26 protein-coding genes and 1 pseudogene are annotated in these 25,568 nt (G+C 72.5%); 15 read left to right on the top strand and 12 right to left on the bottom strand.

What is annotated here, in order from left to right:
* Window positions 1–27: 27 nt before the first annotated feature.
* From OG310_RS24760 to OG310_RS24750, 3 genes are all read left to right on the top strand, one after another.
* Entirely contained in the window at window positions 28–738 is a 711-nt protein-coding gene (locus OG310_RS24760; RefSeq protein WP_329458061.1) for a TetR family transcriptional regulator, read from the top strand.
* A gap of 110 nt (window positions 739–848) precedes the next feature.
* Window positions 849–2,069 (top strand): alpha/beta hydrolase, encoded by a 1,221-nt coding sequence (locus tag OG310_RS24755; RefSeq protein ID WP_329458060.1) that lies wholly within the window; start codon window positions 849–851, stop codon window positions 2,067–2,069.
* Between the two features lie 54 nt (window positions 2,070–2,123).
* Entirely contained in the window at window positions 2,124–3,077 is a 954-nt protein-coding gene (locus OG310_RS24750) for a DUF4429 domain-containing protein (RefSeq protein ID WP_329458059.1), read from the top strand.
* 113 nt (window positions 3,078–3,190) lie between these two features.
* Here OG310_RS24750 and OG310_RS24745 read toward each other — a convergent pair whose 3' ends face one another.
* Window positions 3,191–4,210 (bottom strand): aldo/keto reductase, encoded by a 1,020-nt coding sequence (locus OG310_RS24745; RefSeq protein ID WP_329458058.1) that lies wholly within the window; start codon window positions 4,208–4,210, stop codon window positions 3,191–3,193.
* Between the two features lie 7 nt (window positions 4,211–4,217).
* Window positions 4,218–4,682 (bottom strand): MerR family transcriptional regulator, encoded by a 465-nt coding sequence (locus tag OG310_RS24740; RefSeq protein ID WP_329458057.1) that lies wholly within the window; start codon window positions 4,680–4,682, stop codon window positions 4,218–4,220.
* Window positions 4,683–4,767: 85 nt separating this feature from the next.
* On the opposite strand from OG310_RS24740, the gene OG310_RS24735 reads away from it, so the two are divergent.
* Entirely contained in the window at window positions 4,768–5,271 is a 504-nt protein-coding gene (locus OG310_RS24735; RefSeq protein ID WP_329458056.1) for a GNAT family N-acetyltransferase, read from the top strand.
* Between the two features lie 26 nt (window positions 5,272–5,297).
* Window positions 5,298–6,131 (top strand): serine hydrolase domain-containing protein, encoded by an 834-nt coding sequence (locus OG310_RS24730; protein WP_329458055.1) that lies wholly within the window; start codon window positions 5,298–5,300, stop codon window positions 6,129–6,131.
* 201 nt (window positions 6,132–6,332) lie between these two features.
* Here the strand turns inward: OG310_RS24730 and OG310_RS24725 are convergent, their stop codons facing one another.
* Window positions 6,333–6,848, bottom strand: coding sequence for a MarR family winged helix-turn-helix transcriptional regulator (locus OG310_RS24725; protein ID WP_443078725.1), 516 nt, complete (start codon window positions 6,846–6,848; stop codon window positions 6,333–6,335).
* Between the two features lie 236 nt (window positions 6,849–7,084).
* Between OG310_RS24725 and OG310_RS24720 the strand changes: the two genes are divergently transcribed.
* The gene (locus tag OG310_RS24720; RefSeq protein ID WP_329458054.1) at window positions 7,085–8,053 is read left to right on the top strand and encodes an alpha/beta hydrolase; all 969 of its coding nucleotides are present in this window, start codon (window positions 7,085–7,087) and stop codon (window positions 8,051–8,053) included.
* Between the two features lie 71 nt (window positions 8,054–8,124).
* Here the strand turns inward: OG310_RS24720 and OG310_RS24715 are convergent, their stop codons facing one another.
* Window positions 8,125–8,799: a pirin family protein gene (locus OG310_RS24715; protein ID WP_329460359.1), complete on the bottom strand. Its 675-nt coding sequence runs from the start codon at window positions 8,797–8,799 to the stop codon at window positions 8,125–8,127.
* 42 nt (window positions 8,800–8,841) lie between these two features.
* Here OG310_RS24715 and OG310_RS24710 point away from each other — a divergent pair, with 42 nt between their 5' ends.
* From OG310_RS24710 to fabF, 5 genes are all read left to right on the top strand, one after another.
* Entirely contained in the window at window positions 8,842–10,041 is a 1,200-nt protein-coding gene (locus OG310_RS24710; protein WP_329458053.1) for a PucR family transcriptional regulator, read from the top strand.
* A gap of 87 nt (window positions 10,042–10,128) precedes the next feature.
* Complete coding sequence (locus tag OG310_RS24705) at window positions 10,129–11,070, top strand: ACP S-malonyltransferase (protein ID WP_329460358.1); 942 nt, start codon at window positions 10,129–10,131, stop codon at window positions 11,068–11,070.
* Between the two features lie 15 nt (window positions 11,071–11,085).
* A complete protein-coding gene (locus tag OG310_RS24700; RefSeq protein ID WP_329458052.1) occupies window positions 11,086–12,087 on the top strand; it encodes a ketoacyl-ACP synthase III in 1,002 nt (333 codons plus the stop codon).
* A gap of 71 nt (window positions 12,088–12,158) precedes the next feature.
* On the top strand, window positions 12,159–12,407 hold the full coding sequence (locus OG310_RS24695) for an acyl carrier protein (RefSeq protein WP_329458051.1): 249 nt from the start codon (window positions 12,159–12,161) through the stop codon (window positions 12,405–12,407).
* Between the two features lie 124 nt (window positions 12,408–12,531).
* Window positions 12,532–13,794: a beta-ketoacyl-ACP synthase II gene (gene fabF, locus OG310_RS24690; RefSeq protein WP_329458050.1), complete on the top strand. Its 1,263-nt coding sequence runs from the start codon at window positions 12,532–12,534 to the stop codon at window positions 13,792–13,794.
* 200 nt (window positions 13,795–13,994) lie between these two features.
* Here fabF and OG310_RS24685 read toward each other — a convergent pair whose 3' ends face one another.
* Both OG310_RS24685 and OG310_RS24680 read right to left on the bottom strand, forming a co-directional pair.
* Entirely contained in the window at window positions 13,995–14,870 is an 876-nt protein-coding gene (locus tag OG310_RS24685) for an NAD(P)-dependent oxidoreductase (protein ID WP_329458049.1), read from the bottom strand.
* Between the two features lie 85 nt (window positions 14,871–14,955).
* Window positions 14,956–15,450 carry a DUF3145 domain-containing protein gene (locus OG310_RS24680; RefSeq protein WP_329458048.1) on the bottom strand — a complete coding sequence of 165 codons (495 nt, stop codon included), beginning with the start codon at window positions 15,448–15,450 and terminating at the stop codon, window positions 14,956–14,958.
* A gap of 295 nt (window positions 15,451–15,745) precedes the next feature.
* On the opposite strand from OG310_RS24680, the gene OG310_RS24675 reads away from it, so the two are divergent.
* Window positions 15,746–16,717 (top strand): GDSL-type esterase/lipase family protein, encoded by a 972-nt coding sequence (locus OG310_RS24675; RefSeq protein WP_443078724.1) that lies wholly within the window; start codon window positions 15,746–15,748, stop codon window positions 16,715–16,717.
* 122 nt (window positions 16,718–16,839) lie between these two features.
* Here the strand turns inward: OG310_RS24675 and OG310_RS24670 are convergent, their stop codons facing one another.
* A complete protein-coding gene (locus OG310_RS24670; protein ID WP_329458046.1) occupies window positions 16,840–17,430 on the bottom strand; it encodes a TetR/AcrR family transcriptional regulator in 591 nt (196 codons plus the stop codon).
* A gap of 292 nt (window positions 17,431–17,722) precedes the next feature.
* Here OG310_RS24670 and OG310_RS24665 point away from each other — a divergent pair, with 292 nt between their 5' ends.
* A complete protein-coding gene (locus OG310_RS24665; protein ID WP_329458045.1) occupies window positions 17,723–20,206 on the top strand; it encodes a beta-glucosidase in 2,484 nt (827 codons plus the stop codon).
* A 144-nt stretch (window positions 20,207–20,350) separates the two neighbouring features.
* Here OG310_RS24665 and OG310_RS24660 read toward each other — a convergent pair whose 3' ends face one another.
* The 3 genes from OG310_RS24660 to OG310_RS24650 form a co-directional block, all read right to left on the bottom strand.
* Complete coding sequence (locus OG310_RS24660) at window positions 20,351–21,223, bottom strand: EI24 domain-containing protein (RefSeq protein WP_329458044.1); 873 nt, start codon at window positions 21,221–21,223, stop codon at window positions 20,351–20,353.
* Between the two features lie 72 nt (window positions 21,224–21,295).
* Window positions 21,296–21,724, bottom strand: coding sequence for an organic hydroperoxide resistance protein (locus tag OG310_RS24655; protein WP_329458043.1), 429 nt, complete (start codon window positions 21,722–21,724; stop codon window positions 21,296–21,298).
* Between the two features lie 86 nt (window positions 21,725–21,810).
* A complete protein-coding gene (locus OG310_RS24650) occupies window positions 21,811–22,830 on the bottom strand; it encodes an NADP-dependent oxidoreductase (protein WP_329460357.1) in 1,020 nt (339 codons plus the stop codon).
* Between the two features lie 178 nt (window positions 22,831–23,008).
* Between OG310_RS24650 and OG310_RS24645 the strand changes: the two genes are divergently transcribed.
* On the top strand, window positions 23,009–23,455 hold the full coding sequence (locus OG310_RS24645) for a MarR family winged helix-turn-helix transcriptional regulator (RefSeq protein WP_329458042.1): 447 nt from the start codon (window positions 23,009–23,011) through the stop codon (window positions 23,453–23,455).
* Window positions 23,456–23,543: 88 nt separating this feature from the next.
* Here OG310_RS24645 and OG310_RS24640 read toward each other — a convergent pair whose 3' ends face one another.
* Both OG310_RS24640 and OG310_RS38590 read right to left on the bottom strand, forming a co-directional pair.
* Window positions 23,544–24,059, bottom strand: coding sequence for a hypothetical protein (locus tag OG310_RS24640; RefSeq protein ID WP_329458041.1), 516 nt, complete (start codon window positions 24,057–24,059; stop codon window positions 23,544–23,546).
* A gap of 351 nt (window positions 24,060–24,410) precedes the next feature.
* Window positions 24,411–24,647, bottom strand: a pseudogene (locus OG310_RS38590) (SCO2400 family protein); the annotation flags it as partial.
* Between the two features lie 115 nt (window positions 24,648–24,762).
* Between OG310_RS38590 and OG310_RS24635 the strand changes: the two are divergent.
* Window positions 24,763–25,452, top strand: a complete 690-nt coding sequence (locus tag OG310_RS24635) for a hypothetical protein (RefSeq protein WP_329460356.1) — start codon at window positions 24,763–24,765, stop codon at window positions 25,450–25,452.
* The last annotated feature ends 116 nt before the right edge of the window (window positions 25,453–25,568 follow it).

Raw genomic sequence — 25,568 nt, 5'->3', positions numbered from 1 at the left:
CACCAGGAACAGAGCGAGGACCCCCCAGTGAGCGTCGGGCACGACACAGCGACGGAACGGCCGACGGGCCTGCGCGCGCGCAAGAAGCAGCGCACCCGGGACGACCTGATGCGCGTGGCCCTTGAGCTCTTCACCTCCCAGGGGTACGAGGCGACGACGGTGGACGAGATCGCGGACGCCGTGGAGGTCTCCCAGCGCACCTTCTTCCGCTACTTCGCGAGCAAGGAGGACGTCGCCTTCGGGATCGTCTCGCTGGTGGAAGGGCAGTTCGTCGAGCAGCTGCGGCTGCGTCCCGCGGACGAGGACCCGGTCCTCGCGATGCGCAGGGCCGTCAGCGCCGGCTGGGAGAGCGCGAGCGGGACGATCGAGGACATCGCCTCCGTGGAGCTGGTCATGAAGGCCTATCAGATGATCGAATCGACTCCGGCACTGCTCTCGGCGCATATGCGGCGCGGGAGTGAGACGGAGGAGGAGATCGTACGGATCATCGCCGAGCGCGAGGCGCTGGACGTCGAACGGGATCCGCGGCCGCGTGCCGCCGTCGCCGCCGTCTGCGGGGTGCTGCGGATGGCCGGCCGGGTGTGGGGCACGCCGGGCCACGAGACCAGCATCGAATCCCTGCTGGCGCTCACCCAGACATACCTTGACGCCCTGGCCCCGTCGCTGGGTGGCGAGTGGGCGACCGGGGACGGCCGCACGGACAGCCGCACGGATGGACCGGCACCTGTGTCCCGATGACATGTCCGTCGGTTAGCCTGACTCAAGATGTGACCTGTACGTGATCGGCACGTGACCTGTCTCACCCGTTCGGGTGTCGCCGGCGACGTGCTTTTTAGGGTGGACAGTCAGTGATTCCTTTCGCCTCCTCGCCCGCGCTCATGACGTGGCGGATGCTTCTGGCCCTCGCCGTGGTCTTCGTGATGCTCGCGACCACGGGCTGGACGGCCGTGCAACGAGGCCTGGGCACGGCCGATCCGCTCAAGGCCGCCGCCGCGTCCTGGCGCAAGGGGTCGATCGGGCACCGGCACTTGCCGAGCTCCCGCTCCTCGCCCCGCCGGCTCGCCGCGTTCTTCGGCTCGCTCACCGCCAAGGAGCGCTCACGGCTCGCCGACCGGTACCCCCTGGTGATCGGCAACCTCAACGGCGCGCCCGTGAACCTGCGCTACCGGGCCAACCGGCTCTCGCTGCGCCAGGAGGCCGCCGCCGAGCGCCACCGGGCGCACGACGCGGACCTCTCGCCCGACGGACGGGACCTGGCGGAGAAGACGGTGCAGCAGTACGACTCGATGCTGGAGCCCGGTCGCAACTTCCTCGCCTTCGACCCCTCGGGCAGCGGCCGGGTGGCCGAGGTCTTCGGGGACCTCTCCCACGCGCGGCGCATCTCCGTCGTCGTGCCGGGCGTGGACACCAACACACTGACGTTCCAGAAGACCGGCAAGTGGTACAGCGCACCGGCCGGCATGGGCTCCTCGCTGTACACGGCGGAGCGCGCCGCCTCTCCCGCGACCAGCACGGCCGTGATCGCGTGGGCCGACTACACCGCGCCCGCCGGCCTCGGCATGGACGCCGTCATAGGGACACTCGCCAAGGCCGGAGCCGTACGCCTCGCGGCCCTGACGCACGCCCTGCCCGGCACCGCGCCCGTCGCGCTGTTCTGCCACAGCTACGGCTCCGTGGTGTGCGGTGTCGCCGCGAGGAACCTGCCGAAGCGGGTCACCGACGTGGCCGTCGCCGGCAGCCCGGGCATGCGGGTGGCCAGCGCACGGGGGCTGCGCACACGGGCGCGCGTCTGGGCGATGCGGGACACCGGCGACTGGATCCAGGACATCCCGTACGTGGACGTCGTCGGTCTCGGTCACGGAGCCGACCCGGTGTCCCCGTCCTTCGGCGCGCGCGTCGTGTCCGCGGCCGGCGCGCAGGGGCACGCCGGTTACTTCCAGCCGGGCACCGCGAGCCTGGACAACTTCGCCGACATCGGCGTCGGTGACTTCGACGCCGTGGCATGCGCGGGGGACAATTCGGTCTGCCACGGCGGAATCCACGCCCCCCGGGCCGCCCGACGCGCGTAGATTTCCGTGCTTCGCCTGGAGACGTGCGGGCGAACGCCGCCTAACATGTGGCACATGGGTGATGTACTGGCCGGTATCCACGCCACCTGGGAGTTCGAGGGCGACTCCGTGCTCATCCGCTTCGGACGGGGCATACGGACACCCAAGTTGTTCCAGGTGCTGCGCGAACGGCGCGTCCCCCACGAAGCGCTGGCATCGGTGACGGTCTCCCCCGGCAGACGCGGCACGGTGGTCCTGCACGCGACGGTGCGCCCGGGCGCCGATCCGCTGATGGACGTGGCGGCCGGCCAGCTCAAAGAGGGCTGCGACCCCTACCGGCTGGTGCTGCCCGCCGGGCGGGAGACGCTCGCCGAGTACTACGCGCAGGAGTTGCGGCGTCTGCTGCCCGCTGCCGTGTCGGGCCCCGCGTCCGGCGCCGGAGTCCGGGCCGAGCCCACCGAACACCACCTCGTGGCCGCGCCCGGGCCACCGCTCGGCTTCAAGGCGTACGACGGCAGGGCCGCGTTCGACGGCCGGCAGGTGTCGTTCAGGTGGTCGTGGACGGGGGCGTCGACCGCGAAGTGGAAGGCCGGCGACCAGACGTTCCGCGTCGGCGACCTCCAGGGCGTCGAGTGGCGCTCCCCCGAGGGCCCCGACGGTTACCTGCGGCTGGTGCGCCGCGCCCCGGCTCCCGCGACCGGCCACGTCGCCGTCCCCGGCCGGCTCGCCGGCGAGGACCCGGAGCGCCTCCCGCAGCCCGACGCCGACCCGGCGGCCGTGGTGTTCGGTGTCGGCTACGGCCCGGTGCACGAGTCGCTGCCGTTCGCGGCGGCGGTCCTCGCGGCGGTGCGCGGCGGCCACGCGGCCCGCGCCCACGCCCCGGCGCCCGCCGTCGTGGGCACCGGGACGGCCGACCCGGCGCGCTCCGTCGCCGACCGCATCCGGCAGCTCGGCGAACTGCACCGGGCGGGCCTGGTGACGGACGAGGAGTTCACGTCCAAGAAGGCCGAGTTGCTCGCGGAGCTGTGACCACGGCCCCGGTGCCGCGCGTGCGGCGCCGGGTGGGCCGGCGGACGCCCGGTGCGGCAGCCCCGTCGGCCGTCTTCGGCCCCCTCGCCCCCGGGCCCGCCGGGTGGAGCGTGCTACTCGCGACCCGCCGAGGTGAAGGCCATGTCGGCGTAGCGCCCGCCCGCGACGCGCGAGGCGATGGGCTCCAGGACGTCGAGTTCGGCGGGCGTCAGGACGACGCGCGTGGCGGCCACGTTCTCCTCGACCCGCGCGCGGCGGCGGGTTCCGGGAATGGGCACGACGGCGACGCCGTGCGCACCCGCCCGCTGCTGCACCCAGGCGAGCGCCACCTGGGCGAGGCTCGCGCCGTGCCCTTGGGCGATGGCGCGTACGGGCTCCAGCAGGGCCGCGTTGGCGGCCGCGTTGTCGCCGGTGAAGCGGGGCTGCTGGCGCCGGAAGTCGCCCTCGCCGAGCTCGGTGTCCGCGCTCACGAAGGAGCCGGTCAGGAAACCGCGGCCGAGCGGGGAGTACGGCACGAGACCGACACCGAGTTCCGCCGCCGCCGGGACGACGTTGGCTTCGATGTCCCGGCTGAACAGCGACCACTCCGACTGCAGTGCGGCGATCGGGTGCACGGCGTGTGCGGCGCGCAGTTCGCCGGCGGTGACCTCGCTCAGACCGAGATGCCTGACCTTGCCCTCGCGCACCAGCTCCGCCATCACCCCCACGGTCTCCTCGATCGGGAACCGCACGTCCCGCCGGTGCATGTAGTAGAGGTCGATCGTCTCGACGCCGAGCCGCGTCAGGCTCTCCTCGGCGCTGCGCCTGATGTACGCGGGGTCGTTGTCGATGAGGCGTTTCGTGCGGTCCTCGGGGTCGATGCCGAGACCGAACTTCGTGGCCACCGTGACCTCGTCGCGGTGGGCGGCGAAGAACGGCGCGAGGAACTTCTCGTTCTCGCCGTCCGCGTAGGCGGCGGCCGTGTCGTACAGGGTCACCCCGAGTTCGAGTGCCCGCTCCAGTGTGGCGCGGGACTCGTCCAGGTCGCTGGGGCCGTAGGCGAAGCTGATGCCCATGGCGCCGAAGCCCTGGGGGCCGACTTCGGGGCCTTCGGCGCCCAGGCGTATCCGGGTGGGCTGTGAGGTGTCGCTCATCGGTGGGTCAGTACCTCTCCGACGCCTCGTGGGCGTCCGCGTAGAAACCGATCTTGTAGTCGAGTACCGCGACGGTGTCCTGGAGCTCCACGACCCTCGCGAGGACGTCACGGCGGGTGCGCACGAGCAGTTCCCGGCGCTCCCCGAACGTGGCGTCGCCCGCGCGGACCAGCTCGGCGTAGCGGACCATGTCCGCCACGGGCATGCCGGTGAGCCGGAGTTTGCCGACGAAGGCGAGCCAGTCGAGGTCGCGGTTGCTGAAGCGGCGCTGGCCCGTGTGCGACCGGTCGACGTGCGGCATGAGCCCGATCCGCTCGTACCACCGCAGCGTGTGCGCGCTGAGCCCGGTGAAGGAGACCACCTCACTGATCGTGTACTGGTCAGCGCCCTCGGGGCGCGGATGCCCGAGGGCCCCCGAGGCGCAGCTGTCCGTGCGGTCGGCTCCTATCGGCGTGCTCTCGGTCAGCGTCATGACCGACACGCTAATTCCTTGGAGTGCGCTCTAAGCAAGCGATATCCGCTACCGCGCCGGTCCCTTCCGTCCTACCCTGCGCGCCATGGACCGGATCACGCAGACCGCGTCAGGCCGAGCACCCGTCGTGCGCGCGGCGGTACCCACCGACGCCGAGGAGCTCGTACGGCTCCGCGCGATCATGCTGGACTCCCTGAACACCGCCCACGGCGACGACTCCTGGCAGCCGGCGAGCGTCGCCATCCTGCGCGGCGCGCTGGCCGTGCCGGGCGGCGACCTGACCGCGTTCGTCGTGGACACGCCACGGCGGCCGGGCGTACTGGCGGCCTGTGTGGTGGGCACGGTGGAGCACCGGCTCGGCTCGCCCGGCAACGACGCGGGGCTGAGCGGCCATGTGTTCAGCGTCGCGACGGACCCGGCGATGCGGCGGCGCGGCTATTCCCGCGCCTGCATGGAGGCGCTGCTCGGCTGGTACCGGGAGCGCGGAGTGCCCAAGATCGACCTGCACGCCTCGGACGAGGGCGCCCCGCTCTACGCCTCGCTCGGTTTCGTGCCGACGCGGGCCCCCGCCATGCGGCTGCTGCTCTGATCCGGCGCTGAACTAGGGTCGCGGGCATGGAGCGCCTGGAATCCTTGCAGCAGATCGAGAAGTGGCCGGTGCCGCACGCCGCAGCCGCCGTGGTGCGCGCCGACGGCAGCGTGGCCGGGGCGCACGGGCAGGGCGACCGGCGTTTCCCGCTCGCCTCGGTGACCAAGCCGCTCGCCGCGTACGCGGTCCTCGTGGCGTACGAGGAGGGGGCGATCGAGCTCGACGAGCCGGCCGGCCCCGACGGCGCCACGGTCCGTCACCTGCTGGCGCACGCGAGCGGCCTCGCACCGGACGAGCGGCGGGCGCTGTCCGCGCCCGGCACCCGGCGCGTCTACTCCAACGCCGGCTTCGAGGCCCTCGGCGAGCATGTGGCGAAGGCCACGGAGATCGCCTTCCCGGACTACCTGCGCGAGGCGGTGCTCGAACCGCTCGGCATGGCGGCGACGACTCTCCTGGGCAACGGCTCTCCCGCGCGCGACGCGGTCTCCACGGTGGACGACCTGACGCGGTTCGCGGCGGAGCTCCAGGCACCCCGGCTGCTCGACCCGCGCACGGTCGCGGAGGCGATGACGGTGCAGTTCCCCGGCCTGTCCGGGGTGCTGCCCGGCTACGGCAACCAGAGGCACAACGACTGGGGTCTCGGTTTCGAGATCAGGGGCACCAAGACCCCGCACTGGACGGGCGCCTCGTCGTCGCCGCGCACCTTCGGCCACTTCGGCCAGTCGGGCACGTTCCTGTGGGTGGACCCGGACGCGGGCGCCGCGTGCGTGGCACTGACGGACCGCGACTTCGGGCCCTGGGCCGTCGAGGTCTGGCCGCCGCTGACGGAAGCGGTGCTCGGGGAGCTGCGGACCGCCTGAGGGGAGGCGTGCCCGGCGCTCACGGACCGCCGGGTCCACCGGGTCCACCGGGTCCACCGGACCGCGTGCACGGGCATGCCGGACGCACCGGGCGCCCCACGCTTTCGCGCCGGGGTTCCCACGTGCCCCGCTCGGCGGCAGGGCGGCTCGGGCGCGTCCGTACCGCCCCGTGCCGGATGGGGCAGGCCGGGGGCCGGCCGGTCAGTCGCGTGAGCGCGTGTGCGCCGCGACGTTCCGCGTGAGCCGGCGCAGACTGGCGCGGGTCTGCTCGAACTCCTCGTCGTCCAGGCCCATGGCATCACCGATCGCCGCGGGGATCGGGCGTGCCCGCTCGCGCAGCGCGGCGCCCTCCTCGGTCAGCCCGATCCGTACCGTGCGCTCGTCGTCGGCCTGCCGCTCCCGTCGCAGCAGCCCGGCGGCCTCCAGCCGCTTCAGCAGCGGCGTCAGCGTGCCGTAGTCGAGCTGGAGCGCGCGCCGCAGCTCCTTGACGGGCACTCCGTCGTGTTCCCAGAGCGCGAGGAGGACGAGGTACTGCGGGTAGGTCAGACCGAGTTCGTCCAGCAGCGGCCGGTAGAGCGTGGTGACCGCGCGCGACGCCGCGTACAGCGCGAAGCACATCTGGTCGTTCAGCAGCAGCGAGACTTCCGGCTCCCCGCCTGCCTGTGCGGAACTCTCCGCATCCGGGCGCGCAGGGTCCGTCTCTGCTTCCGTGCGCATGATGCGCCCCTCTCTCCCCGCGTTCGGAGTCCCCCTCCGGCCGCGGATCTTCCAGCGTAGCCCCTCGCCCCCGATCCAGAAGAAGACAACTCCCTCGGAGGCGATCCCCTCTTACTCGATTACCTTGCGCACGATTTAAAAGCGTTCTAGTCTTCCAGGTGTCCGGACGGAAACCCTCCGTACGGATCCGCAGGCGGGACGCGCTTCGTCGCACCCCGTCGCCATGAGGAGAAGACATGTCCGAGAGCGCCGCCCCCGTCACCCCCGTACTCGAACCGGCCGCGGCTGCCTTCGCCGAGGCGACGTCCAAGCCGCCGTTCCTGTTCCAGCTGCCGCCCGCCGAGGGCCGCGCCGCGGTGGACGAGGTCCAGTCGGGCGACACCGCGAAGCCCGCCGTGGACGAGGAGTGGATCACCGTCGAGGGCGGACCGACCGGATCCGTACGGGTCAGGATCGTCAAGCCCGAAGGGGCGACCGGCACCCTCCCCGTCATCCTGTACATCCACGGCGCCGGCTGGGTCTTCGGCAACGCGCACACCCACGACCGGCTGGTGCGCGAACTGGCCGTCGGCACCGGCGCCGCCGTGGTCTTCCCCGAGTACGCGCTCTCGCCGGAGGCGCGCTACCCGGTCGCCATCGAGCAGAACTACACCGTCGCCCGGTGGATCGTCACCGCCGGGGCGGCCAAGGGCCTGGACGCCACGAGACTCGCCGTGGCCGGCGACTCCGTCGGCGGCAACATGACGGCGGCCCTGACGCTGATGGCCAAGGAGCGCGGGGACGTGCCCCTCGTCCAGCAGGTGCTCTTCTACCCGGTGACGAACGCCTCGTTCGACACCGGTTCCTACCACCAGTTCGCCGAGGGCTACTTCCTCGCCCGCGAGGGCATGCGGTGGTTCTGGGACCAGTACACGACCGACCCCGCGCAGCGCGCGGAGATCACCGCCTCCCCGCTGCGCGCCACCACCGACCAGCTGACCGGGCTGCCGCCCGCCCTCGTCATCACCGGCGAGGCCGACGTGCTGCGCGACGAGGGCGAGGCCTACGCGAACAAGCTGCGCCAGGCGGGCGTCCCGGTCACCGCCGTGCGCTTCCAGGGGATCATCCACGACTTCGTGATGGTCGACGCCCTGCGGGAGACGCACGCCGCCGACGCCGCGATACGCCTCGCCGTGGACACCCTGCGCCGGGCCCTGACCGCCTGAGACACGCCCCGGCCGTCCCCCGCGGCCCGTGCCCCGGGGGACCGCGCGGGACCGTGAGGGCCCTCGGTGGATCAGCCGGGCGGGGCCATCTCCCAGACCAGGACCTCGGAGCGGTCCTCGTCGTCCGCCCCGTGACCCGTCAGTTCGAGGCCGCGCGCCTCGGTGATCCGGGCCGAGTCGCCGGGCCTCAGCTCCTCGCCGTCGAGCAGCACCGCGCCGCGCACGACGTGGACGTAGAGGTACGCGCCGTCCGGCACCGCCGAGCGCTCCCCGGGCCCGAGGCGCCGGACGTGCAGCATCGCGCCGGCCTCGGGCAGGGCGTACGGAGTCGAGTCGGCGATGCCCCGCACGATGTCGTACGCGGGATCGCCGCCCGGCTCCAGCGGCGCCAGCCACATCTGCACGAAGACCAGCGGTTCGGGGCCCTCGTTGCGCTCGCTGTGCAGCACCCCGGCCGCGGAGGCGAGGCGCTGGAGGTCGCCGGGCCGCACGAGCGTCGTGCGGCCCGCCGAGTCGCGGTGCGTCAGCTCACCGGTGACCACCCAGGTGACGATCTCGGTATGGCTGTGCCGGTGCTCGTCGAAGCCCGCACCGGGCGCGAGCCGCTCCTCGTTGCAGGCGATGAGAGCACCGAAGCGCAGGTTGCCGGGGTCGTAGAAACCGCCGAAGGAGAAAGCGTGCAGGGAGGCGATACCAGCCGCCTCTTCCCCGCCGGGGTAGCGGTCCTCTGCGTACCGTACGGACATCACAGCCCTACGGTAGCCCCGGCCCCGCGCGCGCTTGTCCTGATGAGGCAGTCTTGTCCCGTGCCTCAACCCGCGAACGAACCCCATCCGCACGCCGCCACGCTGCGCCGTCTCGAACAGTCGTCGGGGCGGCTCGCCGCGAACGCCATCGCCCTCATGGACGAGACGCTGCCGTGGTACCGGGCGATGCCCCCGGAGAACCGTTCGTGGATCGGGCTCGTCGCGCAGGCCGGCATCGCCGCGTTCACCGAGTGGTTCCGCAGGCCCGAGCGGCCGCAGGCGATCTCGACGGACGTCTTCGGCACCGCCCCCCGCGAGCTGACCAGGGCGATCACGCTGCGGCAGACCGTCGAGATGGTGCGCACGACGATCGAGGTCGTGGAGTCGTCGGTCGAGGAGATCGCCGCGCCGGGTGACGAGACCGTGCTGCGGGAGGCGCTGCTGCTGTACGCGCGCGAGATCGCGTTCGCCACGGCCCAGGTGTACGCGCAGGCGGCCGAGGCACGCGGCGCGTGGGACGCGCGGCTGGAGTCCCTCGTCGTGAACGCGGTGCTCTCCGGGGAGGCGGACGACGGGGCCGTGTCCCGGGCGGCGGCACTCGGATGGAGCTCACCCGAACATGTGTGCGTACTACTGGGCACGGCGCCCGAGGGTGACAGCGAGCTGACGGTCGAGGCGATCCGGCGCGCCGCCCGGCACGCGAAGCTCCAGGTGCTGACCGGCGTCCTCGGCAACCGCCTGGTGGTGATCGCGGGCGGTTCCGACAACCCGCTCCAGGTCGCCAAGGCGCTGATCGGCCCCTACGCGGCCGGGCCGGTCGTCGCGGGACCCGTCGTCCCCGACCTGCAGGCCGCCACCCGCTCCGCGCAGGCCGCGGCCGCCGGACTGAAGGCGTGCTCGGCGTGGCAGGACGCGCCCCGGCCGGTCCTCGCGGACGATCTCCTGCCCGAGCGCGCGATCGCCGCGGACCCCGCCGCACGCGAGCAGTTGGTGGAGGAGATCTACAGACCGCTCGAAGAAGCGGGCTCCGCGCTGCTGGAAACACTGAGTGTCTACCTGGAGCAGGCGAGCAGCCTGGAGGGCGCGGCCCGCATGCTGTTTGTGCATCCCAACACTGTGCGCTACCGCCTGCGCCGTGTGACAGACGTCACCGGATGGTCACCCTCCGACGTACGATCCGCCTTCACGCTGCGAATCGCGCTGATTCTGGGTCGGCTCGCCGACGCGGACATCCAGTTCTGAGCTTGTAGAGTCTCCACAATTACCCCCTCGGTTCTTCGTCCCTGTCATCACGGGCGTCCAGGACCACCGACAAGAGAGAGTGTGAGAGTGCTCGTACTCGTCGCTCCCGGCCAAGGCGCCCAGACGCCCGGCTACCTGACCCCCTGGCTCGACCTCCCCGGCGCGGAGGAGAAGCTGCGGCGCTGGTCTGCCCTCATCGACCTCGACCTGGTCCACTACGGCACCGAGGCCGACGAGGACCAGATCCGCGACACGGCGGTCGCCCAGCCCCTGCTGGTGGCGTCCGCACTGCTGTCGGCGCGGCAGCTGTTCCCGGGTGACGGTGAGATCACCGCGGCCGTCGGCGCGGTCGCGGGACACAGCGTCGGCGAACTCGCGGCCGCGGCGCTCGCCGGGGTGCTGAGCGATGACGAGGCCTTGCGCCTGGTCCGTACGAGGGGGCTCGCGATGGCCGAGGCCGCCGCGGTCACGAAGACGGGTATGGCGGCGCTGCTGGGCGGCGAGCGGGACACCTCCGTCGCGCACCTGGAGCGGCTCGGCCTCACGCCGGCCAATGTGAACGGCAAGACCCAGATCGTCGCGGCGGGCACCATGGAGCAGCTCGCCGCACTCGCCGAGGACAAGCCCGAGGGCGTACGGCGTGTCGTGCCCCTCAAGGTGGCCGGCGCCTTCCACACCCACCACATGGCCCCCGCGGTCGACGCGCTCGCCGCGGCGACCAAGGAACTCGCGCCGCGCGACCCGGCCCTCCCGTATGTCTCGAACCGGGACGGGCAGACGGTCACCACGGGCGCCGACGCCCTGGCCCGCCTGGTGGGCCAGGTCGCCAACCCCGTGCGGTGGGACCTGTGCATGGAGACGTTCCAGGACCTGGGTGCCACCGCCCTGGTCGAGTTGTGCCCCGGTGGCACGCTGGCCGGTCTGGCCAAGCGTGACCTGCCGGGTGTCACGACACTCGCGCTCAAGACCCCTGACGAGCTCGACGCGGCCCGCACGCTGGTCGCCGAGCAGTCCACCGCGGCCGGATAAAGGAGCCTTCCGAGCATGTCGAAGATCAACCCCAGCAAGGGCGCGCCGTACGCGCGCATCATGGGCGTGGGCGGTTACCGCCCCACGCGCGTCGTGCCCAACGAGGTGATCCTTCAGACGATCGACTCGTCCGACGAGTGGATCCGCTCGCGCTCCGGAATCGCATCCCGGCACTGGGCCTCCCCGGAGGAGACCGTCGCCGCGATGTCCATAGAAGCGGCCGGAAAGGCCATCGCCGACGCGGGCCTTCGGCCCGAGCAGATCGACGCCGTGATCGTCGCCACGGTGTCGCACTTCAAGCAGACCCCGGCCATCGCCACCGAGATCGCGGACAAGATCGGCGCGGGCAAGCCCGCCGCGTTCGACATCTCCGCGGGCTGCGCGGGCTTCGGCTACGGCCTCACCCTCGCCAAGAGCCTCATCGTGGAAGGCTCCGCCGGACACGTCGTCGTGATCGGCGTGGAGCGCCTGTCCGACCTGACGGACCTGACCGACCGGGCCACCGCCTTCCTCTTCGGAGACGGCGCGGGCGCCGTGGTCGTGGGCCCCTCCGAGGAGCCGATGATCGGCCCCACCGTCTGGGGTTCCGAGGGTGACAAGGCCGAGACGATCCGTCAGACCGAGCCGTGGACGGCCTACCGAAACGGTTCGCCCGAGGCTTTCCCCGCCATCACCCAGGAGGGCCAGGCCGTCTTCCGGTGGGCCGTCTTCGAGATGGCGAAGGTGGCCCAGCGGGCCCTCGACGCGGCCGGTATCGGCCCCGCCGACCTGGACGTCTTCATACCGCACCAGGCGAACATGCGGATCATCGACTCGATGGTGAAGACTCTCAAACTGCCGGAGAGCGTCACGGTCGCGCGTGACGTGGAGACCACCGGCAACACCTCGGCCGCCTCGATTCCGCTCGCGATGGAGCGGCTTCTTGCGACCGGGAAGGCGAAGAGCGGCGACACCGCCCTCGTCATCGGCTTCGGGGCGGGTCTGGTCTACGCCGCGACGGTCGTTACCCTCCCCTAGGCACGATTCACCCGGCCACCGGCTCGGGACCGTACCGAAGTACAACCGCCACTATTGAAGGAGCGCCCGACATGGCCGCCACTCAGGAAGAGATCGTCGCCGGTCTCGCAGAGATCGTGAACGAGATCGCCGGTATCCCGGTCGAGGACGTCAAGCTGGACAAGTCCTTCACCGACGACCTGGACGTCGACTCCCTGTCGATGGTCGAGGTCGTCGTCGCCGCCGAAGAGCGCTTCGACGTCAAGATCCCCGACGATGACGTCAAGGAGCTCAAGACCGTCGGTGACGCTGCCGATTACATCGCCAAGCACCAGGCCTGACGTCCCCTCGTCGGAACTGATGGCACCCCGGTCCGGTCGTACCCCGGCCGGATCGAACGGCTGAGGCCACCCGGTGGTGGCGCCGTAAGAATTCAGCCCCTCTACACGTGGAGAAAGAATTCCAGTGAGCTCGACCAATCGCACCGTGGTCGTCACCGGTATCGGCGCAACCACACCACTGGGTGGCGACAGCGCGTCTACCTGGGAGGGCCTGCTCGCGGGCCGTTCCGGGGTACGCACCCTTGAGGACGAGCGCTACGCGGATCTGCCGGTACGGTTCGCCGCCTCCGCGGCGGTCGACCCGAGCGAGGTCCTGCCCCGCCCCCTGGCCCGCAAGCTCGACCGTTCGGCCCAGTTCGCGCTGATCGCGGCGCGCGAGGCCTGGGCGGACGCCGGTTTCACCGGCAGGGCCGGGGACGACACCTCGGTCGACCCTGACCGGCTCGGCGCCGTCGTGGCGTCCGGCATCGGCGGGATCACCTCGCTGCTCGACCAGTACGACTCGCTGCGCGAGAAGGGGCCCCGCAAGGTCTCCCCGCACACCGTGCCGATGATGATGCCGAACGGCCCCTCGGCCAACGTCGGCATCGAGATCGGCGCCCGCGCCGGCGTGCACACCCCGGTCTCCGCCTGCGCGTCGGGCGCCGAGGCGATCGGCTACGCGGTCGAGATGATCCGCACCGGCCGCGCCGACGTCGTCATCGCGGGCGGCACGGAGGCCACGATCCACCCGCTGCCGATCGCGGCGTTCGCCAACATGATGGCGATGTCCAAGGAGAACGAGGCGCCCGAGAAGGCGTCCCGCCCCTTCGACAAGACCCGTAACGGCTTCGTCATGGGCGAGGGCGCCGGCCTGATCGTCCTGGAGACGGCGGAGCACGCCGCCGCGCGCGGCGCCCGCGTCTACTGCGAGGTGCTCGGCCAGGGCATCTCCTCGGACGCCCACCACATCACGGCCCCCGAGCCGACGGGCGACGGCATCGCCGCCGCGCTGCGCCACCTGCTGGAGAACACCGGCCTGAAGCCGTCCGAGGTCGTGCACGTCAACGCGCACGCCACGTCCACCCCGCTGGGCGACCTCGGCGAGATCAAGGCACTGCGCAAGGTCTTCGGCGACGACCTCGACCACGTGGCGATCTCCGCCACCAAGTCGATGACGGGCCACCTCCTGGGCGGCGCCGGCGGTATCGAGACCGTGGCGACGATCCTGGCGCTGCACCACCGCATCGCCCCGCCGACCATCAACGTCACCGAGCTGGACGACGAGGTCGACGCGGACATCGTGCGTGACAAGCCGAGGGCGCTGCCCGAGGGCACCATCTCGGCGGTCAACGACTCGTTCGGCTTCGGCGGCCACAACGTGGTCCTGGCGCTGCGCACCCTCTGACGGCGCGTCCGGCGCCGCCGCACGGAAACGATTCGGGCCCCGTTCCCCCACGCTCGTGGGGGAACGGGGCCCGACGTGCGTCAGGGCGGCGCCGACGTCAGCGACGTCCGCGGGGCGCGCGCGGGTCCGACGTCCGCCGACGGTCCGCGGACCTCGCGGCGCCGGCCGGGTCGCGGACGGCCGGGGGGCGCCGCGGCTGTTCAGTCGTCGAAGCTGGCGAAGTAGGTGGCCGCCATGTCCTCGTGGCCGTGGCCCGAAGCCGCGGCGCGGCGGAACCGCTCGACTCCCGCCTCGGTGACGTCCATCCGCACGCCGGTGGCGTCGGCCGCGGCGACGATCAGCCGGGCGTCCTTCGCGGCGTTGTCGAGGGCGAAGCTCGGCGTGAAGTCATCGTTCATGATCATGCCGGACTTGGCGTGGAGGTAACCGCAGTCCATCAGGCCGCCCTTGATGGTGTCCAGGAACGCCTGGGGGTCCACGCCCAGGCCCTTGGCCAGCGCGACGGACTCGGCCGCGCCGTGGGTGAGCGCGAGCGTCCAGTTGTTGCAGACGAGCTTGAGACGGGTGGCGGCGGCCGTCGACCCGTCGTCACCGGCCCAGATCGTGCGCGCCCCGATCGCGTCGTGCACGGAGGCGAGCGCGTCACGGGCCGCCTGCGGCCCGGCGGCGATGGCCGTGAGCTTCCCGGCCTCCGCGGGCGCCTTGGTGCCGAGGACGGGGCCGTCGACGAAGACGAGACCGTGCTCCGCGCCGAAGGCGGCGAGCCGCGGCACGTCGTCCACCCCGACGGTCGTGGACTGCAGCCACACCGCACCCTGCCCGAGGCCCGGGGCCGCTTCCCGCATCGTCTCCAGCGTGGCGGGCCCGTCGAACAGCATCGTGATGACGATGTCGGCGCCCCTGACGGCCTCCGCCGCCGTGTCGCACACCTGGGCTCCGTCGGCGGCGAGCGGTTCGGCCTTCGCCCGTGTGCGGTTCCACACGCGCAGGCCGTGGCCCGTGCGCAGAAGGTTGCGGGCCATGGCGGCCCCCATGATGCCGGTGCCGAGCAGGGCGACGTTCGTGTGATCAGCCATGGTCACCACCGTACGGCCGTGGAGGCGGTGCCCGTCGCCCGGCGGGCCGCTCGGGCCGGGCCCGTTCCCGCGACCCGGCGGCGGGTCAGACGACCTGGTGCAGCCAGCGGACCGGGGCGCCCTCGCCCGCGTAGCGGAACGGCTCCAGTTCGTCGTCCCAGGGCTTGCCGAGCAGCCTCGCGATCTCCGTCTCCAGGACGCTCTCGCCACGCGCCGAGCGGGCCAGCGCGGCCCGCAGCCGGTCCTCCGGCACCAGGATGTCCCCGTGCACGCCCGTGACGGCGTGGAAGATGCCGAGATCGGGGGTGGCGCTGTAGCGCTCGCCCTCGGCCGCCGGGCTCGGCTCGGCGGTGACCTCGAACCTGAGCATCTGCCAGCCCCGCAGGGACGAGGCGAGTTCGGAGGCGGTGCCGGCCTGTCCCTTCCAGGAGAACTCGGCTCTCCAGGTGCCGGGCGAGGCGGGCTGCCTGATCCAGTCGAGCTGGACCCGTACCCCGAGCACGCCCCCGACCGCCCACTCGACATGGGGACACATCGCGCGCGGTGCGGAGTGCACGTACAGGACTCCACGTGTCGTCACCGGGACCTCCAGTGTGGGACGAGGTTCGCCTTCCCAGCGGCCTCAGTAAACATCATCGAAAGCAGAACTCCGCAAAACAGACAGGATGTGACGTGATGCAACCTATCGGAGCTGTGAAGATCGCGTGCCGCTGGTCGGACGATGAAAAAGTTACCGTGTGGCGCGGGTGCGGGGGTGACGTACCGTCGGTCCTGGGTCCGATTTACGCGAAGCTTTCACTCGCGAGGACGGGACGGACGGGCGCATAGTCCAGAGGCGGTTTCACCTGGCACGCGAGAGGGAAGGGCGGCGTTTCATGCGGTGGCGATTCCGAGGCCCGCGACGGCGGCCCGCGCGTACGGCGACCCCTCCGGCGCGTTCCCCGGCCCGCTCCCGGCCGCGCGGCGCCGGGGGCGTCGCGGTGGCCGCCGTGGCCGCGCTGCTCACGGCCGCCGGCTGTGGGGCGCACCCCCACGAGGCGGCGCCGCACCGCGCCACCCACGCCCCCGCCCCGGCCCCCGGGCCCGTCTGGAACACGAAACCCGCGTCCGTGGCCGCCGTCGGCGACTCCATCACCCGCGGCTTCGACGCGTGCGGGCTGCTGAGCGACTGCCCGTCGGTGTCCTGGTCGACGGGCACGGACACCGCCGTGGACAGCCTCGCGCTGCGGCTGCTGGGCCCCGCGGGCGCGAAGGCGCACAGCTGGAACGCGGCCCGCTCCGGCGCCCGGATGGCGGACCTCCCCGAGCAGATGACGAAGGTCGCCGCGCACCGGCCCGGCCTGGTGACCGTGCTCGCGGGATCGAACGACGCCTGCCGCCCCTCGGTCGCCGCCATGACTCCCCTCGCGTCGTTCCGCACGTCGTTCGAGACGGCGATGCGCCGGCTGCGGGCGGCGTCGCCGACGACCCAGGTGTACGTGGCGAGCCTGCCGGACCTGCGGCGCCTGTGGTCCACGGGGCGCGGCGACCCGCTCGGCCGCGAGGTGTGGAAACTCGGGATCTGCGCGTCGATGCTGGGTGACGCGGCCAGCGACAGCCCGGCGGCACAGCGGCGCAGGCAGAGCGTGTACGACCGGGTGGTGGCGTACAACGGCGTCCTCCGGGACGTCTGCGCGAAGGACGCGCGCTGCCGCTACGACGGGGGCGCGGTGTTCGACTACCGCTTCACGACGGCGCTGCTGAGCCCCTGGGACCTGTTCCACCCGGGCAGGACGGGCCAGGGCAAACTCGCCGAGATCGCCTACGCCCGTGTCACATCGGCGGATCCGGCCTCCTCGACACGCTGACGCCTCGTTCGGGACACCGGAATCGGGGGCTGTTCCTGGCTTCGGCGCCGGGCCGCGGTCGCGGCCCTCCGGGCACGGTCGGCGCGGCGGGCGGCGACGATCCGGCCGGCGGTGGGGCGGCCTCAGCCGGTGGCCGGGCCCGGGTCGCCGCCCCGGAGCAGGGTGAGGAAGTGGCGGAAGACCGTGGGCATGTCGACCGCCTCCGGGTCGAGCAGCCACTGGTACTGGAGGCCGTCCATCACCGCCGTGAGCAGCGGACCCGCCTGTTCCGGGGTCAGGCCGCTCGGCAGGCGCTCCCCGAACTCGTCGCGCAGCGACTCCGACATGTCGGCCCGCACCTGCTCGTAGCGGTGGGTGAAGAACGCCCGTGCCGGGTGGTCCTCCGTCACGCTCTCACCGAGCAGCGCGGAGAACGTCTGGACGATGCCGGGCCGCATGGCGTTGTAGTCGACCAGCGACGTGAGCAGTTCGAGGCGCCACCCCTCGCGCCTGCGCGGGCCGCCGCCCGTGTCCCACTGGTCGCGGTCCTCCAGCACCGCGACGAGCAGCGCCTCCTTGCTGGGGAAGTGGTGCAACAGCCCCTGCTGCGTGAGGCCGACCCGCTCGGCCACCGCCCCCAGGGTGGTGCCGCGGTAGCCGCGCTCCGCGATGACCTCCAGCGCGGCGCGCATGATCTCGGCGCGCCGCTCCTCACTTCTGGCTCTCGCCGCCATCCACCTCGGCCTTTCGGTCGGTCCCTGGTCAGGACCGTACGCCATGCGCGCGACCAGAAAATTACGAAGCGATAACGACACCTACTCAACTACAGGCTGCTGGCCCATCATGTAACCGTCGGTGGGGCCCTGAACGGTCATGGCCCCGCAGCCACCGGCCCCACCGGCCCAGTTTCCTCCCCTCCCGCTCCCCCGCGCGGCTCCCTCCTCTCCCCGCTTCTCCCCTCACCCCAGCCCCACCCCCGCACGCTCCCGCTCCCCCACCACCTCATCCGGTACCTGGAGGTCGGCCTTGACCGACGCACCCACCACCCCCGCCGACGACGCGCGGAACGAGAGCGTCGAGACAGCGCTCGCCAAACTCGACCTGGACGCGAAGACCCGGCTGCTCGCCGGCCAGGACCAGTGGTCGCTGCCCGAGATGCCCGAGATCGAACTGCCGTCGCTCGTCATGTCCGACGGCCCCGTGGGCGTCCGCGGCGTGCGCTGGACCCCTGAGGACCCGTCCGTCGCACTGCCCTCACCCACCGCGCTCGCCGCGAGCTGGGACCCGGAACTGGCCCGCCGCGCCGGGCGGCTGCTCGCGCAGGAGGCCCGCCGCAAGGGCGTGCACGTACTGCTGGCACCGACGGTGAACCTGCACCGCTCACCGCTGGGAGGGCGGCACTTCGAGTCGTACAGCGAGGACCCGTACCTGACCGGGGAGATCGGCACCGGGTACGTACGGGGTGTGCAGGACGGCGGCGTCGGCACGACGGTCAAGCACTTCGTGGCCAACGACGCGGAGACGGACCGCTTCACGGTCAACAACGTCGTCGCGCCGCGGACGCTGCGGGAGTTGTACCTCGCGCCGTTCGAGGCCATCGTCAAGAACGCCCGTCCGTGGGGCGTCATGGCCGCCTACAACACGGTCAACGGCTCCTCCATGACCGAACACCGCTACCTCCAGCAGACGGTGCTGCGCGGCGAGTGGGGCTTCGACGGCTTCATCGTCTCCGACTGGCTGGCCGCCCGCTCCACCGTGGGCGACATCCTCGGCGGGCTGGACGTCGCGATGCCCGGTCCGCGGACCGTGTACGGGGAGCAGCTGGCCGCCGCCGTACGGGCGGGTGAGGTGGCGGAGTCCGCCGTCGACGGAGCGGTGCGCAACGTGCTGCGGCTCGCCGCGCGCGTCGGCATCCTGCCGGGCGCTCCCGCCGTGGTCACCGAGCCGCCCGCCCCGGTGGACGGCGAGGCGCTGACCCGCGAGATCGCCCGCCGCTCCTTCGTCCTCGTACGCAACGAGGCACGCGACGGCCACCCGGCGCTGCCGATCGGAACGGCCCGCACCCCGAGGATCGCGCTGATCGGCGCGTCGGCCCGGGACGCCCGTATCCTCGGCGGCGGTTCCGCAACCGTCTTCCCCGCGGCTGTCGTCACGCCGCTGGACGGGCTGACGGCCGCACTGCCCGAAGGGTCCCTGACCTATACGATCGGCGCCGATCCCAACACCGAACTGGCGCTCGCCGCCGAGGGTTTCGACCTGCGGGCGACGGCGCGCTCGGCGGACGGCCGGGTGCTCGCCACGGTCGAGCTGCCCAACGGCCGGGTGCAGTGGGTCGGCAGCGACCTGCCGGACGGCGTGTCGTACGACGATCTGGACAGCGTCGAGATCACCGGCACGTTCACGGCGCGTGACACCGGCGACCACGCGTTCGGCACCCGTGGCCTCGGCGGCTTCACCCTCGCCGTCGACGGTGAGGTGCTCTTCGACGGCTACCAGGACCGGGGCGAGTCGTCCGACCCGTTCGAGGCGTTCTTCGGTGCGCAGACCGAGCGCGGCCGGGTGCGGCTCGCCGCCGGGCAGAGCGTGGACATCTCGCTGCGCGACACGGTCTACAAGATCACCGACGCGCCGATGAAGGCGATCGGGTTCTCGCTCCTGCACCTCGGTCCGCAGCACGACCCGGACGAACTGATCGCGGAGGCCGCGCTCGCGGCGGCGGCCGCCGACACGGTGGTCGTCGTGGTGGGCACGACGGAGCGCGTCGAGTCCGAGGGCTTCGACCGGAAGGACCTGCGGCTGCCGGGCCGCCAGGACGACCTGGTCCGGGCGGTCGCCGCAGCCAACCCGTACACCGTGGTCGTGGTCAACTCCGGTTCCCCGGTGGAGATGCCGTGGCGCGAGGACGTCGCGGCGGTGCTGCTGAGCTGGTTCCCCGGCCAGCAGGGCGGCGCGGCGCTCGCCGAGGTGCTGCTCGGCGCCGAGGAGCCCGGCGGCCGGCTGCCGACCACCTGGCCGGTCGCGCTGGCGGACGCGCCGGTGACGGACACCACTCCGACGGACGGCGAACTCCATTACGAGGAGGGCGTGTTCATCGGCTACCGGGCCTGGGAGAAGGCGGGGTCCGTACCGGCGTACCCGTTCGGCCACGGCCTCGGCTACACCGAGTGGGGCTACGAGACGCTCGACGCGACCCCCACGGAGGTCCGTGTCCGCCTGCGCAACGCGGGCGCGCGGCCCGGCCGCGAGGTCGTGCAGCTGTACGCCGTGCCCGGTACCGGGCAGGACCCGGCCGCCCCGGAGCGCCCGGCCCGCTGGCTGGCGGGGTTCGCCTCGGTGGAGGCCGCCCCGGGCGAGACGGTCGAGGTGAGTGTGCCGCTGCGGCGACGCGCCTTCGAGATCTGGGACGAGGGAACGGATTCCTGGTCGCTGATCGAGGGCAGGTATGAGATCCAGGCGGCACATTCCCTGACGGATGTCCGCCTGAGCGCCCCGCTGACCGTGGAGCGCTGAAACCCGGCCGTACGGCCTCGGGGCGGAACCTGACGCCGCCCCGGGGCCGTACGCGTCCGGGCGGAGCCTTGCGCGCCCCGGGCCGTACCCGCCTGCGGAAGCACCCGGGCGGTGGCCCCGCCGGTCCGGCAGGGCCTTTCCCGGTTACGTGCCGTCCGGGCGCCCGGACGGCGGCGCGGGTGCCGGGACGGGACGGGCGGCACCCGCCGGGGGCGGCACCGCCGCTCCGGCCGCGGGGGCACCGGGGCCGGCAATTCCTGAAGGGCCGGCGGCGGATTCCTCCTCCCGGGCCCGGGCCATCAGCGTCGCGCCCGCGACCGCGCCCGGCATCAGGAAGATCGCCACCACGGGTACGAGGAACGCCAGCGTGAGCGGCACACCGAAACCCAGCGCCATCAGGCGGCGGCCCTTGAGCCACGCCAACTGCTCGCGCGCGCCCACACGTCGGCGTTCCATGGCGACCGCCGTGAGTTCCTGGGTCAGGTAGAACCCCGAGACGCAGAAGCCGATGACCGGTACCACGGTCTGGCCCAGTACCGGGACGAAGCCGAGGGCGAACAGCACCACACCCCAGATCACCACCCGCACCAGCACGTACAGGCTGTTCTTGACGGACACGAGGATCTCGCGCCACCAGGGCAGGCCCGACTCGGGGACCACGCCGTCGCCGGACTCCGCCCGCTCGACCGCCTCCGACAGCGCCTCGTAGAAGGGCTGGCCGATCAGGAGGGTCACAGCGGTGAAGGTGATGACGGCGAGGAAGAGGCCGAGCGCGAACAGCAGGACCGTCATCCCGTCCCGGAACAGCCCCTGCCACGGCGACGCCCAGTCGTCGGCGAACGGTGTCGCCCACGACACCGCGTCGCCCCCGCCCCAGGCGAGGGCGACGAGCGCCCCCGCGTACACCAGCAGGCTCACCGCACCGGGCAGCAGGCCGAACCCGAACCACCGGCCGTGCTCCCCGACCCAGCGCTGGCCCTTCACCAGAAAGCGGAAACCCGCCCCGAGATCACCCATGCGGGCAACCCTAGCGGGGCGGGCCTGGTGGTGCTCCCGGCTCAAGGCCGGGCCGTCACACCGTCGCGGCGATCAGGCCGCGGACAGCGTCACCTCGATGTTGCCGCGCGTCGCGTTGGAGTACGGGCACACCTGGTGCGCCTTCTCCAGCAGGTCCTTCGTGGCGACGTCGTCGAGCGCCGGCACCGACGCGACGAGCTCGACCGCGAGGCCGAAGCCGCCGCTCGCGAGCTTGCCGATGGAGACCTTCGCGGTCACCGTCGAACCCTTGATGTCCAGCTTCTCCTGGCGGGCGACCACGCCCATCGCGCCCTGGAAACAGGCGCTGTAACCGGCCGCGAACAGCTGCTCGGGGTTCGTCCCCGCGCCGTTGCCGCCCATGCTCTTCGGGGGGTTGACCACGACATCCAGCTGACCGTCGTCCGAGGCGACCCGGCCGTCCCTGCCGTTCTCCGCCGTCGCGACGGCCGTGTACAGGGGCTCTATCTGCTCTACCGACATGTGAAGTGTGTCCGTTCTGCTTGTGCGCCGCGAGTCGCTCCCGCGATCGCGGCGGTCTGGAACCAGGTGAGTGGCCGGGAAAACGATCAGCCGAGGGAAACGATCATCTTGCCGGTGTTCGCGCCTCGCATCACACCGAGGAACGCGTCGAAGCCGTTCTCGATTCCCTCCACCGTCGTCTCCTGGTACTGGAGACGGCCGTCGGCGAGCCAGCCCGCGACGTCCTTGACGAACTCGGCACGCAGGTCCATGTGATCCATCACGATCATGCCCTCCATGCGCAGCCGCTTGGTCAGTACCTGGGCGAGGTTGCGCGGTGCGGCGGGCGGCTCGGTGGAGTTGTACTGCGCGATCATGCCGCACAGCGTGATCCTGCCGAAGTTGTTCATGCGCGAGATCGCCGCTTCGAGGTGCTCGGCGCCGACGTTGTCGAAGTACACGTCGATGCCGTCCGGCGCGGCGGCCTTGAGCTGTTCCTTGACGGGTCCGCTCTTGTAGTTGAAGGCCGCGTCGAAGCCGTACTCGTCCAGCAGGTGCTTGACCTTCTCGTCGGAGCCCGCCGAACCGATCACCCGCGAGGCGCCCTTGATCTTCGCGATCTGCCCGACGATGCTGCCGACCGCGCCGGCCGCGCCGGAGACGAAGACCGCGTCCCCTTCCTTGAAGGAGGCGGTCCGCAGCAGGCCCGCGTAGGCCGTCAGGCCCGTGACGCCGAGCACACCGAGGTAGGCGGGGAGCGGCGCCTTGGAGGCGTCCACCTTGACCGCGCGGCTCGCGGGGAACTCCGCGTACTCCCGCCAGCCGAGGCCGTGCATGACGTGGTCGCCGACGGCGAACCCGTCCGCCGCGGAGGCGATGACCTCGCCGATCGCGCTCCCGTCCATCGGCTTGTCCAGCTCGTAGGGCGGCACGTACGACTTCACCTCGTTCATCCTGCCGCGCATGTACGGGTCGACCGAGAAGTACAGGTTGCGGACCAGGATCCGGCCCTGCCCCGGCTCACCGACCGGGATCTCGCGCAGGGCGACGTCACCCGGCGACGGCCAGCCCTCGGGGCGGGCGATCAGATGCCAGGCACGGCTGGACGTGGGAAGTGCGGTCATGATCCGGGTACCTCCTGAAGGGGTGCGTGTGGGGTGCGGTGCGGATGCTGCGTGCGGATTCCTCAGGCGGGGGAAGTCCGAAGGCCGCCGGACCGGAGGCCGGTGCCAGAAGCTTCATCACCTGAAACAACCCTGCATCTTAATATTTCATGTTGTCAAGCAATTGGGTACCCTGGTGACCATGGCCACCTCCAGAACCGACCCGCTCACCCTCGAAGTCGTCCAGCTCATCGGCTCCGTCGTGGCCCGCTACTACGAGGAGTACGAGCACGCCGCCGCGGAGCACTCGCTCACCGGCGCACAGGCCCGGCTGCTGGGACTGCTGTCCCTCGAACCCATGGCCATGCGCAAAATCGCGCAGAAGCTGAAATGCGAACCCTCCAACGTGACCGGCATCGTCGACCGACTGGAGGCGCGCGGCCTGGTCGAGCGCAGGCCGGACCCGGCCGACCGCAGGGTCAAACTCGCCGCGGCCACCGCGACCGGGCTCACCACGGCCGCCCTGCTGCGGGACTCGCTCGACTTCGCGCGCGAGCCACTGGCCGAACTGTCGGACGCCGAGCGCCGGGCACTGCGCGACATGCTCCAGCGGATGCTCGGATCCGGGAACGGCCCCGACGGCGGCTGAGGCACCACCCCCTTTACGGACCGCGGCTCAGGGACCGGGCCCCGGCGACCTGTGCGTCAGCGCGGACCGGGCCCCGGCGAGCCGGGCGTCACGCGCACCAGATCAGGATCGGCCGGCAGTGGCTGTGCGTCGGCGACGGAGTGGGATCGTCCGGCGGGGGCGGCGCCGCGGGCGTGGTGGCCGGGGGTGCGCCGGGTCCTGTCGAGCCCGGCTCCGACGGGTCGCCGGGACCGGTCACCGGGCCGCCCGTGGGACTCGTCCCACCGGTACCGCCCGCCGTGGCACCGTCGCCGGGGGACGCCCCTGCCGTACTTGCGTCCGCGCTCTGGCTGCCGCTGGGATCAGGGCTCCCCGTGCCGTCGGACGCGGAGGGGTCCGCGCCCGCCGTGCCGGTGGTCGCTCCCCCGGGCCTGCCGCCCGTACCGGTGTCGTTCACCGGGGAGCCGGGGACGGCGGGTCTGCCCGTGGCCCCGGGGTCGCCGTCATAGTCCAGACCGGTGCTGTCGTCCGAGACACCGCTGCCTCCGCCGCCGGTACCGCCCCCGGGGTCGAGTGCCAACTGGGCGAGGCTGAGTGCGCCCGCGGCGAGCACGACGCCCAGCACGCCGATGAGAACCCTGCGCCCGCGCTTGCTGCGGGCCCTGCGCGGGGCCGGGCGGCGGCGACGGGCGGCACGGTGGTCGGTGCGCCCGGGCCCGTCGGGGCCAGGCGCGGTGTCACCGGGGCGGCCCTCGCCGTCCGGGCCGGGGTACTCCGCGTGGTCCGGGGAGTCCGGGGAATCCGCGTGATCCGAGTGAACCGGGTGATCTGCCTGGTCCGGGTGGTCCGCGTGGTCCCGGTGATCCGCCGGGTCGCCGTAGTCAGCCCGACCCGCGCGGTCCGCGTAGGTCGTGCGATCCGCCTGAGCCGGTCGGTAGGGGTCGCCCGCCGTTTGCGCGTAACCGTCTCGACGGGAGGGGTCAGCGCCCGCGGGCCGGGCCGGGACCTCGTCGGCGTGCTGCCGCGACGCGCTGTCGTCCGGCCCGTACGTTCCGTTCGCACCGGCGGCGCCGACGCCCCGCTCCTGTGGTGCGGCGGGCCGCGAGTCCCGCGCCGGGCTGGGGGTCCACCGCAGCTCCTCCGCGGACCTGCCGCATCCGGCGCAGGTCAATGCGCCGTTGAGGTGCCGTCGGCACTGATCGCAGTAGTCCATGGCGCTCGCAGGTTATGCGGCGCGATGACTCCGCAGACAGCCGCCCGTGTGGAGATCCTGTGCACAACCCCGCGTCCTGTACCGGCTTGTCCGATTGGAGATGATGGCGTCCATGATGTCGGGCAGCACTCCAGGCAGCGGTCCACCGGGCGCGTTCGGCCCGGGCGCCTTCCAGCTCGTCCTGCTGCGCAGGATGGCCGATCACCAGCCGGACCTCGTCGACGAGGCCCGGCGCGTGCTCGGCGCCTCCCGTGCCGACCTGCGCGAGGCAAACCGCCGTTGGCAGGCGATGGTGCGCTCCGCGCGCGGCCGGGGGGCCCGCGCGCGCTACCGGTCCGTGCTCGGCGAGCCGGAACGCGCGTTCCGCCGCAGAGTGGGTGATCTGGACTGCGACGCGCTCCAGTGGCCCGTACCGCTCTGGCCCGGCCTGCGCTTCGAGATCATGGTCGCGCCCGGCGGAGCCGTGTGGAACGAGTGGCTCGTCCGGGCGCCCGGTGCGCCGGGACCCACGCTGGTGACGGCTGCCGACCTGCGGCCGTGGGGCTGCACCGTGGACGAACTGGCGCGGGCCTTCCCGCCCGCCAGGCCCCTGGAGGGCACGGCACCGACACGGTTCGGGCTCGCGTTTCGCGCGCCGGCCGGACCGGGGGGCACGGACGCGGGCCGCCCGCGCACCGGCCGCTCCGGTGCGGGTCCCGTCCCGGCGGGCGAGGGCCCGTCCACCGAGGACACGCACAGGGTCGACCGAACGGAGTACGTCGCCGAGTTCACCTGGGGGCTCCTCCAGCGGTGGGCGCCCGCCTAGCGTCCGGGGTCCACGGCCCGGGGCCCGCGGCCGGGGCGGCCCCGGGGCGGTACGCCGACCGGCCCAGCCCAGCGCGCGCCGGGGCCCGTGGCGCAGCAGGCTTTTAGTATCGACCG

Source organism: Streptomyces sp. NBC_01497 (genome assembly GCF_036250695.1).
Lineage (GTDB): Bacteria > Actinomycetota > Actinomycetes > Streptomycetales > Streptomycetaceae > Streptomyces.
This window is presented reverse-complemented; position numbering and strand designations above follow the sequence as displayed.

What these genes read in the sequence shown, in the direction of transcription:
- OG310_RS24720 (WP_329458054.1), top strand. Translation starts at nt 7,085, where the DNA reads ATGTCCGAGAGCGCCGCCCCCGTCACCCCCGTACTCGAACCGGCCGCG.
- OG310_RS24715 (WP_329460359.1), bottom strand. Translation starts at nt 8,799, where the DNA reads ATGTCCGTACGGTACGCAGAGGACCGCTACCCCGGCGGGGAAGAGGCG.
- OG310_RS24735 (WP_329458056.1), top strand. Translation starts at nt 4,768, where the DNA reads ATGGACCGGATCACGCAGACCGCGTCAGGCCGAGCACCCGTCGTGCGC.
- OG310_RS24660 (WP_329458044.1), bottom strand. Translation starts at nt 21,223, where the DNA reads ATGGGTGATCTCGGGGCGGGTTTCCGCTTTCTGGTGAAGGGCCAGCGC.
- OG310_RS24745 (WP_329458058.1), bottom strand. Translation starts at nt 4,210, where the DNA reads ATGAGCGACACCTCACAGCCCACCCGGATACGCCTGGGCGCCGAAGGC.
- OG310_RS24655 (WP_329458043.1), bottom strand. Translation starts at nt 21,724, where the DNA reads ATGTCGGTAGAGCAGATAGAGCCCCTGTACACGGCCGTCGCGACGGCG.
- OG310_RS24730 (WP_329458055.1), top strand. Translation starts at nt 5,298, where the DNA reads ATGGAGCGCCTGGAATCCTTGCAGCAGATCGAGAAGTGGCCGGTGCCG.
- OG310_RS24750 (WP_329458059.1), top strand. Translation starts at nt 2,124, where the DNA reads ATGGGTGATGTACTGGCCGGTATCCACGCCACCTGGGAGTTCGAGGGC.
- OG310_RS24645 (WP_329458042.1), top strand. Translation starts at nt 23,009, where the DNA reads ATGGCCACCTCCAGAACCGACCCGCTCACCCTCGAAGTCGTCCAGCTC.
- OG310_RS24700 (WP_329458052.1), top strand. Translation starts at nt 11,086, where the DNA reads ATGTCGAAGATCAACCCCAGCAAGGGCGCGCCGTACGCGCGCATCATG.
- OG310_RS24695 (WP_329458051.1), top strand. Translation starts at nt 12,159, where the DNA reads ATGGCCGCCACTCAGGAAGAGATCGTCGCCGGTCTCGCAGAGATCGTG.
- OG310_RS24670 (WP_329458046.1), bottom strand. Translation starts at nt 17,430, where the DNA reads ATGGCGGCGAGAGCCAGAAGTGAGGAGCGGCGCGCCGAGATCATGCGC.
- OG310_RS24685 (WP_329458049.1), bottom strand. Translation starts at nt 14,870, where the DNA reads ATGGCTGATCACACGAACGTCGCCCTGCTCGGCACCGGCATCATGGGG.
- OG310_RS24635 (WP_329460356.1), top strand. Translation starts at nt 24,763, where the DNA reads ATGTCGGGCAGCACTCCAGGCAGCGGTCCACCGGGCGCGTTCGGCCCG.
- OG310_RS24740 (WP_329458057.1), bottom strand. Translation starts at nt 4,682, where the DNA reads ATGACGCTGACCGAGAGCACGCCGATAGGAGCCGACCGCACGGACAGC.
- OG310_RS24710 (WP_329458053.1), top strand. Translation starts at nt 8,842, where the DNA reads ATGAGGCAGTCTTGTCCCGTGCCTCAACCCGCGAACGAACCCCATCCG.
- OG310_RS24675 (WP_443078724.1), top strand. Translation starts at nt 15,746, where the DNA reads ATGCGGTGGCGATTCCGAGGCCCGCGACGGCGGCCCGCGCGTACGGCG.
- OG310_RS24725 (WP_443078725.1), bottom strand. Translation starts at nt 6,848, where the DNA reads ATGCGCACGGAAGCAGAGACGGACCCTGCGCGCCCGGATGCGGAGAGT.